Here is a 12,167-nt window from a genome sequence, read left to right on the forward strand (position 1 = left end):
TTCCAGATCACGGTTGCACCATTCCTTGGTTCAGAATGGTTTCCAGACGGTCAAAGCTTTCGCTCAAACTGGTGTGGTCGTCCTTGTCCTGGCCGAGGAAGTCCTCAAGCGCGGGGTTCAGGGCGATGGCGCGGTCGACGATGGGGTCGGCCCCGGTGCGATAGGCGCCGATCTTGATCAGCTCTTCCATGTTGGCATAGGCCGACAGGCACTGACGGGCGCGGCGGTTCAGCTCGCGCTCGGGCGGCGTCTGGCAACCAGGCAGGGTCCGGCTAACCGACTTCAGCACGTCGATGGCGGGGAAGCGGCCGCGCTCGGCGATCTTGCGGTCCATGACGATGTGGCCGTCCAGAATACCGCGCACGGCGTCGGCGATCGGCTCGTCATGGTCGCCGCCGTCCACCAGGACGGTGAACAGGGCGGTGATGGGCCCGGCCTCGATGCCGTCGGCCCGGATCGGGCCGGGACCGGCGCGCTCCAGCAGCTTGGGCAGTTCGGTGAAGACGGTGGGGGTATAGCCCTTGGTCGTCGGCGGCTCGCCCGCCGCCAGACCGATCTCGCGCTGGGCCATGGCGAAGCGGGTGACGCTGTCCATCAGGCACAGGACTTCCAGCCCCTGATCGCGCAGGTATTCCGAGATGGCCAGGGTCATATAGGCCGACTGGCGCCGTTTCAGCGCCGGTTCGTCCGAGGTGGCGACGACGACGATGGCGCGCTTCAGCCCCTCTTCGCCCAGGGTCTCCTCGATGAACTCGCGGACCTCGCGGCCCCGCTCGCCGATCAGGCCGACGACCACGACGTCGCAGGTGGCCTGCTTGGCCAGCATGGACAGCAGCACCGACTTGCCGACGCCCGAACCGGCGAAGATGCCGAGACGCTGCCCCCGGCAGGTGGTGGTGAAGACGTCCATTGAGCGCACGCCCAGGTCCAGCCGCTCGCCGACCCGGCCGCGCGAATGGGCCGGCGGCGGCGAGGCGCGCAAGGGATAGGGGACGGCGCCCTGCGGCAAGGGTCCCAGCCCGTCGATGGGCAGGCCGAAGGCGTCGATGATGCGGCCCAGCCAGGCGGTGGTGGGGCGCACGCTGGCGGCTGTGTCGATGATCTTGATGTCGGCGCCGGGGGCCACGCCCTCGACCGGGCCGAAGGGCATCAGCAGGGCCTTGGCGTCGCGGAAGCCGACGACCTCGGCGGGCAGGGGGGGCTGGCCGCGTCGCTGGATCTCGGCGCGCGCGCCGACGGCCAGTCGCGACAGGCCGCCGCGCGATTCGATCAGCAGGCCGCTGACGCCCGCCACCTTGCCGGTGACGACCAGCGGGTCGATCGCTTCGACGGCGGCGACAAGATTGCGCAACTTTTGGCCCCTCGGGCTGCGTCGGATCGAGAAGGCGGAGCCTTCTGAACGCAGCCCACAAAATGCACGTTAACGGATGCCTCATCGTGGTTAACGAGCGGTGAAGCCGGCCTACGGGAATGCCCTTAGCCGGCCCCGCAGAAAAACTAAGGTTTCAGATCCTACAGTTCGGTGAAAAGGCGCGTCATCAATCGAGTCTATCGCTGGGGAGCGGACTGGATGTTCGGCAAGGGTCGTCAGAAACACGATGTGGAGCAGAAGCTCCATGACCTCGACAGCAAGATGGCTGCGATCGGTCGATCACAGGCGGTGATCGAGTTCGATCTCGACGGGTGCATCCTGGACGCCAATGACAACCTGTTGAAGACCATGGGCTACAGCCTGGACGAGATCCGGGGCCAGCATCACCGCACCTTCATGGACCCGGCGGAAGCGGCCAGTCCGGCCTACGCCGCCTTCTGGCGCGACCTGAACGCAGGCCGGTTCGCGGCCGCCAAGTTCCGGCGTCTGGCCAAGGGCGGACGGGAGGTGTGGCTGCAGGCCTCCTACAACCCGGTCATCGGGGCGGACGGCCGCCCCACCAGGGTCATCAAGCTGGCGGTGGACATCACCGAAGCCGAACAGGAGGCGGCCCGTCGCGAGGCCGCGCGGCTGGACGCCGAGGCGGCGCAGAACACCCTTGTCGAGGCCCTGGCCGAAAGCCTGTCACGGTTGTCAGACGGCGACCTGACCGCCCTGATCGACCAGGACATGAACGGCGCCCATGGTCGGGTGAAGGACGATTTCAACAATGCGGTCGATTGCCTGCGCCAGACGATGAACCAGGTGCTGCAGTCGGTTGCGGGTCTGCGCGGGGGCTCGGACGAAATCTCCAGCGCCTCGGACGACCTGTCGCGGCGCACCGAGCAGCAGGCGGCCTCGCTGGAAGAAACCGCCGCCGCCCTGGACGAGATCACCGCCACGGTGAAGCGCAGCGCCGAGGGCGCGCGACAGGCCGCCGACGTGGCCGGCCAGGCGCGCGATCAGGCCGACCGATCCGGCCTGGTGGTGCGCGAGGCGGTGGCCGCCATGGACGGCATTCGCCAGAGTTCGAACCAGATCAGCGACATCATCGGGGTCATCGACGAGATCGCCTTCCAGACCAACCTTCTGGCCCTGAACGCGGGCGTCGAGGCGGCGCGGGCGGGCGACAGCGGGCGCGGCTTCGCCGTGGTCGCGTCCGAAGTGCGGGCCCTGGCGCAGCGCTCGGCCGAGGCGGCCAAGGAGATCAAGACCCTGATTTCCGCCTCCGCCGCCGAGGTGGCGCAGGGGGTCAGGCTGGTCAACGAGGCGGGCGCCTCTCTCGGCGCCATCGCCGGCAAGGTGGGCGAGATGGACGCCCTGGTCGCCGAGATCGCCGCCTCGGCCCAGGAACAGTCCTCGGGTCTGGGGCAGGTCAATGCCGCGGTGAACCAGATGGACCAGGTCACCCAGCAGAATGCGGCCATGGTCGAACAGACCACGGCGGCGGCGGCCAACCTCAAGACCGAGGCGGAGGGCCTGGCGCGGCTGGTCGGCGGCTTCCGCACGGGGGCGACCGGCGCGCCCGCAGCCCTGGAGGATCAGCGAAGCCGGCTGCGGCTCGCGGCCAGCGGCGGCGTCTTCTGACGCCTCAGGCCGGCGCGCCGGGTTCGGTCAGGGGCTGGGCCTGGCCTCTGGGCGCGGTCAGGACGGCGCCGATGGAGGCGGCGATGATGCAGCCGATGGCCAGCCATTGCAGGGGGCTGAGTTGCTCATGCAGCAGGACCATGCCCGCCAGGGCGCCGATGGCCGGCTCGACGCTGAGCAGGACGCCGAAGGTGCGTTTGGGGATGTGGCGCAGGGCGATCATCTCCAGCGAATAGGGCAGGGCGCTGGACACCAGGGCGACGCCGAGGCCCAGCAGCAGGACCGAGGGCGCCAGCAGGGCCACGCCCGCCGTCGAGACGCCGAACGGCAGGATGACCAGGGCGGCGGTGCTCATCCCCAGGGCCACCGACTGACCCGCGTGCATGTGCGACAGCCGCGTGCCGAAGATGATGTAGAGGGCCCAGCACAGGCCGGCGAAGGCGGCGAAGGCGACGCCGACCGGGTCCAGCCCCTCGACCCCGCTCCAGATCGGCAGCAGCAGGGCCAGACCCGCAACAGCCAGGCCGACCAGGGCGAAATGCACCAGCTTGCGCGAATGGATCAGGGCCAGGGTCAGCGGCCCGGCGAACTCGATGGCGATGGCGATGCCGAGCGGAATGGTGCGCAGCGCCATGTAGAAGCTGAGGTTCATCAGGCCCAGCACCAGGCCATAGAGCAGCACCCGCCCGGCGTCTGACCGCGTCAGACGAAAGCGCCAGGGCCGCCAGATCGCCACCAGCACAAGGGCGGACAGGCCGACGCGCAGGGCCGCCGTCCCCTCGGCCCCGACGAGGGGGAACAGGCTCTTGGCGAAGGAGGTGCCGACGGCCAGCGACACCATCCCGCCCGCCAGGGCGAGATAGGGCAGGGCGGCCGAAAGGCGCGGCGAATTCAGGGGCAGGGTGGGGGAGGACATCGGCCGGGAACCTAGTGAAAAGCCGTCTGTGTTTCTCGCTGATTTCTGCTGATAGAATGCAAGAAAACGTCTTCAGGGTCCAAGATCATGCAAGAAACGGTTGTGCTGGATGATTTCGATCGCCGACTGCTGGATCTGGTGCGACGCGACAATCTGCAGCCGGCGCGCCTGATGGCGGAAGCCGTGGGCCTGTCGGAATCGGCGGTGTCCCGACGGCTGCGCCGCCTGCGCGACGAGAAGGTCATCGTCGCCGACGTGGCGGTGATCGACGAGGCGCGCCTTGAACGCGCCCTGACCATGCATGTCCTGGTCGAGATGGAGCGCGAGGGCACGGCGGTGCTGGACGCCCTGATCGACAGTCTGACGTCTCGCCCCGAGGTCCAGGCCGCCTGGTACGTGACCGGCGAGACCGACTTCGTCCTCTATGTCCGCACGCCCACGATGGAGGCCTATGAGGTGTTCACGCGGGACGTGCTGAACGACGACGCCCGCGTCCGCGCCTTCAAGACCCTGATCTCGATCCGCGAGGTCCTGCCCTTTGATCCGGCGCGGCGGGGGCTGACGCGATAGGGCGGCGCCGCCGGTGATAGCTGCGCTTAACCGGTCATCAGAAATCCTGTGCGGCGCGATCTTGCCTCGGGCGTATAAGGGCTGTCACTTAGAAGAAACTCGCCGCACGGAGATCTCCCCATGTCCGACCCCGCCTATGACGCCAGCCGCCACAAGAAGGCCGGCCGCGGCCGCGTCTATGACAGCATCATCGACACCATCGGCGACACGCCCCTGGTGCGGCTGCCCAACCTGACGGCTGAGTATCGGCCGAAGGCGACGGTGCTGGCCAAGCTGGAGTTCTTCAACCCGATCGCTTCCGTCAAGGACCGGATCGGCGTGGCCATGATCGAGGCGCTGGAACAGGCGGGACGCATCCAGCCGGGCGCTGTCCTGGTCGAGCCGACCAGCGGCAACACCGGCATCGCCCTGGCCTTCGTCGCGGCGTCCAAGGGCTACAAGCTGATCCTGGTCATGCCGGAGAGCATGTCGATCGAGCGCCGCAAGATGCTGGCCCTGCTGGGCGCGGAACTGGTGCTGACCCCGGCGGAGCAGGGCATGAAGGGCGCCATCGCCATGGCCCAGGACCTGATCGCCCGCACGCCCGGCGCCGTCAGCCCCTCGCAGTTCGAGAACCCCGCCAATCCGGCCATCCATGAGGCCACGACCGCCGAGGAAATCTGGAACGATACGGCCGGCGCCGTGGACATCGTCATTTCCGGCGTCGGCACCGGCGGCACCATCACCGGCGTCGGCCATGCGCTGAAGTTCAAGAAGCCCTCGGTCCGGATGATCGCCGTCGAACCGACCGCCTCGCCGGTCCTGTCGGGCGGCGCGCCGGGGCCGCACAAGATCCAGGGCATCGGCGCGGGCTTCATCCCGACCATCGTGGATCGCGCCGTGATCGACGGCGTGGAGCAGGTCTCCAACGACGAGGCCTTCGACATGGCGCGCAAGGTGGCCCGGGTCGAAGGCGTGCCGGTCGGCATCAGTTCTGGCGCGGCCCTGGTCGCCGCCTTCCGTCAGGCGGCCCTGGATGAAAACGCGGGCAAGACCATCGTCGCCATCATCCCCAGCTTCGCCGAACGCTACCTGTCCACCGCCCTGTTCGAGGGGTTGTAGGGCGCGGTTTCGCCCTCACGCGCGGTTAACCGGCTCGCGCTAGGGTAGCAGCCATGTCGATTTCGGCCGCCAGTTCCGAACCCGAAACCCCGCCGGGGCCCTCGAAGGCGCGCCAGACCTTGCTCAGGCGCCTGGCCGACGTCGTCTGCCTGCCCGCCAGCCGCATCAACGCCTTCGAGCGGTCCGTCACCGGCGACCTGCTGGTGGAGTTGTTGCGGCAGGCGTCGACCGAGGAGCGGCGTCGGGTGGCCGCACGGCTGGCGCCCCTGGCCGAGATACCCGACAGCCTGGCGCGGCTGCTGCTTCGCGATGAGCCGTCGGTGGCGGCCCCCCTGATTGAACAGTGCGCGTCGCTGACCGACGTGGACCTGATCGGCTGTGCGCGCGATGCGGGGATCGAGCATCGCCTGCTGATCGCCGAGCGTCGGGGCCTGTCGGAAGTGGTCACGGAGACGCTTCTCAGCTTTGGCGAGGAGGCGGTGATTGAGGCGGTGCTGAAAAACAGCTCGGCCCGCCTGGCGCAATCCGCTGTCGAGGGGGTGGTCGCCATGAGCCGCCGCAGTCGCGGGCTGTGCGCGTCGCTGCTGAGACGGCCGGAGCTGAGGCCGTCCGGGGCCTATGTCATGTTCTGGTGGTGCGGGCCCGACGAGCGCCGCATCGTGCTGCAGCGGTTCGCGGTGTCGCGCGAAGTGTTGCAGGACAGCGTCGAAGACCTGTTCGCCCAGGCCGCGGCCGAGGGCTGGGCGGATCCCGTCACGCGCAAGGCCCTGCAGTTCATCGAGCGGCGCCAGCGTAATCGCGCGGCCATCGACAAGAGCCCCTACAGCGGACTGGAAGCCGCCGTGGCCGCCGCGGGCCAGGGCATGACGCGTGAGCTGGTCGGCGAGATTGGCTATCTGTCGGGGATCAAGCCCCTGACGTCGGCCAAGATCATGGGCGACGCCGGCGGCGAGGCCCTGGCCATCCTGTGCAAGGCCACGGGCCTGTCCCGGCTGGACCTGCAGACCCTTTGGCGGGCCATGCGCCGGCCCGAGGCGACGGCGGACGGAGAAATTCATCCCGACTGGGAGCGGGTGCAGATCACCTATGAGATGCTGGCCGTCGATCGGGCTCAGACTGTGCTGCGTTACTGGAACTGGTCGCTGTCCTCGGCCCTGACGCCCGAACTTCTTCGCGCCATCCGTGAAGGCGAGGAAGACCTCGTCGACGAATACTCCGCCCCCGAGCGCGCCGCGATGTTAGCGCTCGCGGAGAACTTCGGTCGATGAAGGCCGAGCACTGATTTCGGTGTAGACAAGTAGAAGACGTCGTCAGCAAGACGATGTTTTAAGCTTGCATTGCCTTCGTCATCGAACATCCGTATGAAAACGCCTAGCGGCGGGTCTGTCAGATCAGTCGAATGCGTTTGGCTCCTGCAACAGGCGATCCCCCCATGGAAGAAAAACCCGAACTGCTCGAAATGACGGCGGACATCGTGTCGGCTTACGTCAGCAACAACACCGTCTCGGCCGACGCCGTACCCGGCCTGATCGCCCAGATTCACGCCGCCCTGTCCGGCGTGTCTTCCGGCCCGGTTGAAGTCGAGCCCGAGCCCAAGGAACCGGCGGTTCCGGTGCGCAAGTCGATTACGCCTGACTTCCTGATCTGCCTGGAAGACGGTCGCAAGTTCAAGTCGCTGAAGCGCCACCTGCGCACCAAATACAATATGAGCCCCGAGGAATACCGGGCGAAGTGGGGTCTGGCCAAGGACTATCCCATGGTCGCCCCGAACTACGCCAAGGCCCGCTCGGACCTGGCCAAGCAGATGGGTCTGGGCCAGGGCGGCCGCAAACCCGCTCGCGTCGCCCGCGCCAAGAAGTAAGACCCGGCCTTTCAGGTCGGACGCAGCGCCCGTCTTCCGAAGGAAGGCGGGCGTTTTGCTGTCTGGAGCCGGCTTCTCCCTCCCCTTCATGGGGAGGGAGAGGCGTCGCGCTTTGGCTCACGCCGCGTGCATGGCCTTGCGCATGCGCCAGAAGCGCAGGGTGCGCTGGGCGGCTTCGTGGGTCAGGTCGTTGTACATGCCGGCATAGGCGCGGGCCTTGCCCATGGCGTCGCCGTCGGTGTTCAGAAGCACGACGGCGTAGGTCAGGAACAGGGCGCGATCCAGGTCGGCGGCCTTGCAGACCACGGCCAGGGCGTCCAGCTCGCGGCGCTCGACGATCTGGCGGGCGGTGTGGAACTCGATGTCCGCCAACTGCGACAGGGCGATCAGGAAGGAGGTCCGGCCGCCCGAGCGCAGGAAGCGGGCCAGGACCTGGGGCGTCAACTGGTTGGCGGCGCGCAGTTCCTCGACATAGGCCAGGCTCTCGGCGTAGTCGGGCGGCAGGGCGCCGTCGTCGGTGGCGACGCGGGTGCGGCCGGCGGCCAGGGCGCTTTCCAGCAGGGCCGGGTCCATGCGCGCATTCTGTTCCAGAATGCGCTGACGCAGACGGGCCTCGACCTCGAAATACATCTCGTTCAGCAGGTCGGCGGGCAGGCTGGCGCGCTCGACCGTGGGGGCGTGCAGGGCCGGATTGGCGCGGGCGCGCTCCACGGCGGCCTCGCAGGCGGCGCGCGACAGGTGGGCGCCGTCGTTGCCGAGCAGGACGCCCAGGGTTTCGTCGTCGCCGCGCTCGACGATGGCGTCGGACACGGCCTCGGACACCTCGGCGCGCTGGCTGACGGCGCGCATATGGCCCTGACCTCGCGAGCGGATGACCTGGATCAGGTCCTCCTCGGTCAGCATGGGCGAGGCGCGCAGCACGGGCTGGGCCACGTCCTCGGCCTCGTCATTGGCCAGGCGGCGGATCAACTGGATCGGAGCGTCGGCTGCGGCGGCGAAGCGCTCGGCCAGTTCGGCGCGGACGGCGACCTCCATGGCGTCGGTCAGCCCGCTGAGCACGGAGCCGTAGAGGGCCGTCTCGGTCTCGCTGCGTTCGGGATCGCCGAAGAAGTGATCGGTCAGTTCGCGCAGCAGGGCGCGGCGCTTCTCGCTGGACGTCTCCTGGGCCAGGGCGATCAGGTCGGGCAGGCGCGAGGAGGCGTCCACAATCGGGGAGAGGGCGGCGCCGTCGCTCATGGCAGGACAGGGTCTTCGTTGGCCGGCAGGGCCTGAAGGCGGCCGTTGGCGTTGCGGATCAGATTGGGGGCGGCGGGGGGCTCGGCCAGATCGGTCGAGGCGGGCATCGAGGTCAGGTCCACCGGCAGGGCGTCCAGATAGACGGGCGGGGGCAGAGGCGTGGCGTCGGGCTGACGACCGGCCTGACGATGGACGGAATAGTAGCGGGCGCCGCCCTGGGCGACCGGCGTCGCTGCGGCGGGCGGCGTATGGGCTTCGACCGGGGCCGGGCTGGCGGGCGCCTGGGCCGGAGGCGCTGCGGGGCGTTGCAGGCGGAAGATGGGCGCGTCGCGTCGCGGGGCCATGGGATCGACGGCGGCCGCTTCAGCGGGCGCGCTGTCGATCTGGGGCGCGGCGGGCGCCATGGGCGCCGGAGTCGGAGCCGGCGAGGGCGCGGCCTCGGCGACGGGGGCGGGCTGCTCGAAATAGCCGGTCGAAGCCGGAGCGGAGGCCGGGACGACAGGCGTGACGCTATGCGCCTGGCTCCAGGGGCTGGTCGCCTGCGGGGGGCTGATCGGGGCGGAGGCGGAGGCGACGGCGAAATAGGGCTGAGGACCCGGCCCCTGATTTTGCGGGGCGGGCGGCGGGGCATAGGCGGGCGTCTGGGCGCCGATCCAGGCGCTGGCGGGCGTCAGGCCCTGACGCGGCTCCAGGTCGGCCGCCGGCGCGGCGGACCGGCCGCCGCGAGGAATGATCGGCGGGCGGCTGGGCGCGGGCTGCGCCGGGACAGCAGCGGGCGAGGAGAGGTCGGCCGGCGCGGGTGTCGCCGCCGCCGGAGGCGCGGGTCGGTAGGTCCGGCCCGGCCAACTGAGATAGCGCAGGCCGGCGGCGTTGGCGCTGGTCGGCGCCGCGGTCTGGCCAGGAGTCTGGCCGGGAGCCTGGGCTGCAGCGGGCGCGACAAGGCTCAGGGCGCTCGCCCCGAGGGTCAGGATGGCGGTGATCGGCGGGCGTCGCACGGACGGCCTCCTGCTGCGGGACGGCGTTCAGCGGTCAGACTAGGCCATGACGGCTTAATCCGCTGCTAACGCGACGCTTCAGTTCCGGCCGGGCAGGTATTGGGGCGTGAAGGCTTCGCGCCAGTCCGGCAAGGAGGGATAGGCCGTCTCGGTCTGTTCGGCGAAGGCCTGCCAGCGGTCGGCGGTCATGGCGCCCAGACCGTAGAGGGCCGCATCACCGCCATCGACCACGGCCTCGGTCCGCAGGCTGTCGCGGACGGCGTTCAGCAGGCGCTGGTTCAGCTCGGGATTGGCGCGGCGGATCAGGGCGTCGCCCCTGGAGCCGTCGCCGTGGACATAGTCGCGCCAACCCTCGACCGAGGCGGCGATGAAGTCGCGCAGGGCCTTGGCGTTGTCGCGGGCGAAGGCGTTGGGGGCCAGCACCAGGCTGGAATAGGAGGGATAGCCGTCGTCGGCGGGGATCAGGACGCGCGGTTCGAACCCGGCTTCGCGCGCGACCATGGCGGGGTCGCCCGCCGTCAGCCGGCCGACCAGGACGGACCTGGGATCGGCGATGAAGGCTTTCAGATTGTCGTCGGGCGTGCCCGGCCGGGCCTGATCGGCGCCCAGTTCGAAGCGGGTCCGCAGCCAGTTCCAGAAGCCTGCCTGGTCGGCGGGGCTCATCAGGATCGGGCGGTCGCGCAGGGCTGACAGGGCCTCCAGCGGCTGATCCGGGCGCGCCATCAGGACCACGGGATCCTTTTGCAGGAAGGCCGCGACAGCCTTGACCGGGGCGCGATCCGCGACCAGCCGCATGGGGGCGAAGCTGTCGGCCCCAATGGCCAATTCGACGGCGCTGGCGGCCAGAAGAGCGGGGATGTCGGCCCCCGCCGCGCCGGTCAGGATCTCGACGTTCAGCCCACGCCGCTCATAGGCCCCGACCGCAATGGCCTGATAGAAGCCGCCGTGGGCGGCGGTGACCGGCCCGCCGGCGGCAAGGCGCAGACGCACGCGGCCGGCTTCATCGACCGGCGCCTCGGCGCGGCCGCAGGCGGAAAGGGAGCCGGCGGCGGTCAGGCCGGCGGCGCCCAGCAGCATCTTGCGGCGGGAGAGTCGGTCGAGGGTCATAGCCTGCCGGTTTAGGGGGCGAGGACGGGCTTGGGAAGGTCGGGCGGGGCTTCAGTCGGTATTCGGCGCCTCGTTCCCCTCGGGCAGGCGGAAGATGACGCGGTCGGTGCAGCGGATTCCCGCCACGTGGCCCGGGGTGGCCCTGCCGGGCCTGTCGCAGGGCGCGCCAGAATTGAGCGAGGGGACGCGATCCTGAACCGCCCGAAGGCCAGCCCGCGATCACGTCCCCTCGCCAAGTCCGGGTTGGACCTGGCCGTTCGGGTCAGGGCCTGGCCTTTTCCGAAGCGAGGATCCGCATCCGGGACGCGAAGCGTCCGAACCGATTTCGCTGCGGCGACGTCGGGCGAACCCGGCGGCGTCGGCTAGTCTCCTGGCGGCTCCTGGTCGCGTCGGGCGCGTCGTCGGGACGCGCCGTCTTCGAGCCCGGCCTGGTTCTCCGTGATCCCCGCACCGAGGCGCTCAAGGATCGGGAGCCTGTGGCCCTGCGTCGGTGTCTCCGCACCCTTCGAAAAGGCTTTGGAACCCTGGGTCAGAGAGCCGGGCCGGTTCGCTCGAAATCTCTGTAACCCATTGCTGAGTTTGAGATTTCCGCGCCGCCGTGTCCCGTTGGCCTGTTGACGGTCTCGCGGAATCCGCTATGTGGCAAGCGTCCAGATCCGGTCGCCTGTGCGGAACCGTCCCGAGCCCGGGGGACAAGCCTGTGGATATCTGTGGGCGGACGGAATTCGCGGCTGCGGATCAGGGCCTTGCGGCTGTCCACAGGAAAGCGGCCCGTTGCGGCATACCGCCACGACCGGGGAACAGTCGTCTTTTCCGAAACGCTTCTTCGCCATCAACCGAAGGAGAAAGAGCCATGACCGTTCAGTCAAACTGCACGCCTGACCGGAATGACCGCAAGACCCCCGCCTCGCCCGCTGAAACGGCGACGGCCAATCTTCGTGCAGCGGTGCAGCGCAGGGCCGAAAATCCCAGTTGGACGGGGCCTGAGGACCTGACCGCCAATGACGGCCCGGTCGAGACGCCGAACCACAAGATCGCCCCGTCGGGCGCCCTGCACGCCGAGGGCATGAGGGCCGCCATCGCCCGGTCCACCGGCAGTCGCTGATCGGAGGGGGCGGACCGGAACCGCAAATGAAATCCGTCGTTTCGCCCTCATCTGAAGGAGAACGACATGATCAAGTGGGCCATCATCTTCGCCATTATCGCTCTGGTCGCCGGCCTTCTGGGTTTTGGCGGCATCGCCGGGGCTGCGGCTGGCATAGCGAAGTTCCTGGCGGTTCTGGCGTTGATCGTCTTCGCGGTCTTCCTGGTTCTGGGCTTTACGGCGGCCAAGAAGGTCACCTGAGCCGACACCGGCAGGGACAGAGGAATAACGGCGGCTTC

General features: G+C 69.2%; 12 protein-coding genes. 7 read left to right on the forward strand and 5 right to left on the reverse strand.

Going from position 1 to position 12,167, the window contains the following annotated elements:
* Nucleotides 1-7: 7 nt before the first annotated feature.
* Complete coding sequence (fliI, locus tag ACOZBP_RS12680) at nt 8-1,351, reverse strand: flagellar protein export ATPase FliI (protein WP_422676793.1); 1,344 nt, start codon at nt 1,349-1,351, stop codon at nt 8-10.
* A 219-nt stretch (nt 1,352-1,570) separates the two neighbouring features.
* On the opposite strand from fliI, the gene ACOZBP_RS12685 reads away from it, so the two are divergent.
* The gene (locus ACOZBP_RS12685; protein WP_422676794.1) at nt 1,571-2,998 is read left to right on the forward strand and encodes a methyl-accepting chemotaxis protein; all 1,428 of its coding nucleotides are present in this window, start codon (nt 1,571-1,573) and stop codon (nt 2,996-2,998) included.
* A gap of 4 nt (nt 2,999-3,002) precedes the next feature.
* On the opposite strand, the gene ACOZBP_RS12690 is transcribed toward ACOZBP_RS12685, so the two are convergent.
* The gene (locus tag ACOZBP_RS12690; RefSeq protein ID WP_422676795.1) at nt 3,003-3,914 is read right to left on the reverse strand and encodes an EamA family transporter; all 912 of its coding nucleotides are present in this window, start codon (nt 3,912-3,914) and stop codon (nt 3,003-3,005) included.
* Between the two features lie 87 nt (nt 3,915-4,001).
* Here ACOZBP_RS12690 and ACOZBP_RS12695 point away from each other — a divergent pair, with 87 nt between their 5' ends.
* From ACOZBP_RS12695 to ACOZBP_RS12710, 4 genes are all read left to right on the forward strand, one after another.
* On the forward strand, nt 4,002-4,484 hold the full coding sequence (locus ACOZBP_RS12695; protein ID WP_422676796.1) for an Lrp/AsnC family transcriptional regulator: 483 nt from the start codon (nt 4,002-4,004) through the stop codon (nt 4,482-4,484).
* A gap of 120 nt (nt 4,485-4,604) precedes the next feature.
* Nucleotides 4,605-5,585, forward strand: a complete 981-nt coding sequence (gene cysK, locus ACOZBP_RS12700; RefSeq protein ID WP_422676797.1) for a cysteine synthase A — start codon at nt 4,605-4,607, stop codon at nt 5,583-5,585.
* Between the two features lie 53 nt (nt 5,586-5,638).
* On the forward strand, nt 5,639-6,853 hold the full coding sequence (locus tag ACOZBP_RS12705; protein ID WP_422676798.1) for a DUF2336 domain-containing protein: 1,215 nt from the start codon (nt 5,639-5,641) through the stop codon (nt 6,851-6,853).
* A gap of 164 nt (nt 6,854-7,017) precedes the next feature.
* On the forward strand, nt 7,018-7,446 hold the full coding sequence (locus ACOZBP_RS12710; protein ID WP_422676799.1) for a MucR family transcriptional regulator: 429 nt from the start codon (nt 7,018-7,020) through the stop codon (nt 7,444-7,446).
* 117 nt (nt 7,447-7,563) lie between these two features.
* On the opposite strand, the gene ACOZBP_RS12715 is transcribed toward ACOZBP_RS12710, so the two are convergent.
* The 3 genes from ACOZBP_RS12715 to ACOZBP_RS12725 form a co-directional block, all read right to left on the reverse strand.
* Nucleotides 7,564-8,682 carry a DUF2336 domain-containing protein gene (locus tag ACOZBP_RS12715; protein WP_422676800.1) on the reverse strand — a complete coding sequence of 373 codons (1,119 nt, stop codon included), beginning with the start codon at nt 8,680-8,682 and terminating at the stop codon, nt 7,564-7,566.
* A complete protein-coding gene (locus ACOZBP_RS12720; RefSeq protein ID WP_422676801.1) occupies nt 8,679-9,677 on the reverse strand; it encodes a hypothetical protein in 999 nt (332 codons plus the stop codon). Before ACOZBP_RS12720 ends, ACOZBP_RS12715 begins: the two co-directional genes overlap by 4 nt.
* A 78-nt stretch (nt 9,678-9,755) precedes the next feature.
* Nucleotides 9,756-10,784, reverse strand: coding sequence for an ABC transporter substrate-binding protein (locus ACOZBP_RS12725; RefSeq protein WP_422676802.1), 1,029 nt, complete (start codon nt 10,782-10,784; stop codon nt 9,756-9,758).
* Nucleotides 10,785-11,637: 853 nt separating this feature from the next.
* Here ACOZBP_RS12725 and ACOZBP_RS12730 point away from each other — a divergent pair.
* Together ACOZBP_RS12730 and ACOZBP_RS12735 are read left to right on the forward strand one after the other, a co-directional pair.
* Nucleotides 11,638-11,889: a hypothetical protein gene (locus ACOZBP_RS12730; protein WP_422676804.1), complete on the forward strand. Its 252-nt coding sequence runs from the start codon at nt 11,638-11,640 to the stop codon at nt 11,887-11,889.
* A gap of 66 nt (nt 11,890-11,955) precedes the next feature.
* Nucleotides 11,956-12,129 carry a DUF1328 family protein gene (locus tag ACOZBP_RS12735; RefSeq protein ID WP_422676805.1) on the forward strand — a complete coding sequence of 58 codons (174 nt, stop codon included), beginning with the start codon at nt 11,956-11,958 and terminating at the stop codon, nt 12,127-12,129.
* Nucleotides 12,130-12,167 lie beyond the last annotated feature (38 nt).

The organism is Brevundimonas sp. NPDC058933 (assembly GCF_049315965.1).
Classification (GTDB): domain Bacteria; phylum Pseudomonadota; class Alphaproteobacteria; order Caulobacterales; family Caulobacteraceae; genus Brevundimonas.

Bases quoted from the DNA above. Each gene is read 5' to 3' on its own strand.
- ACOZBP_RS12695 (WP_422676796.1), top strand. From the start codon at position 4,002: ATGCAAGAAACGGTTGTGCTGGATGATTTCGATCGCCGACTGCTGGAT.
- ACOZBP_RS12730 (WP_422676804.1), top strand. From the start codon at position 11,638: ATGACCGTTCAGTCAAACTGCACGCCTGACCGGAATGACCGCAAGACC.
- ACOZBP_RS12715 (WP_422676800.1), bottom strand. From the start codon at position 8,682: ATGAGCGACGGCGCCGCCCTCTCCCCGATTGTGGACGCCTCCTCGCGC.
- ACOZBP_RS12705 (WP_422676798.1), top strand. From the start codon at position 5,639: ATGTCGATTTCGGCCGCCAGTTCCGAACCCGAAACCCCGCCGGGGCCC.
- ACOZBP_RS12710 (WP_422676799.1), top strand. From the start codon at position 7,018: ATGGAAGAAAAACCCGAACTGCTCGAAATGACGGCGGACATCGTGTCG.
- ACOZBP_RS12685 (WP_422676794.1), top strand. From the start codon at position 1,571: ATGTTCGGCAAGGGTCGTCAGAAACACGATGTGGAGCAGAAGCTCCAT.
- cysK (WP_422676797.1), top strand. From the start codon at position 4,605: ATGTCCGACCCCGCCTATGACGCCAGCCGCCACAAGAAGGCCGGCCGC.
- ACOZBP_RS12690 (WP_422676795.1), bottom strand. From the start codon at position 3,914: ATGTCCTCCCCCACCCTGCCCCTGAATTCGCCGCGCCTTTCGGCCGCC.
- ACOZBP_RS12735 (WP_422676805.1), top strand. From the start codon at position 11,956: ATGATCAAGTGGGCCATCATCTTCGCCATTATCGCTCTGGTCGCCGGC.
- ACOZBP_RS12725 (WP_422676802.1), bottom strand. From the start codon at position 10,784: ATGACCCTCGACCGACTCTCCCGCCGCAAGATGCTGCTGGGCGCCGCC.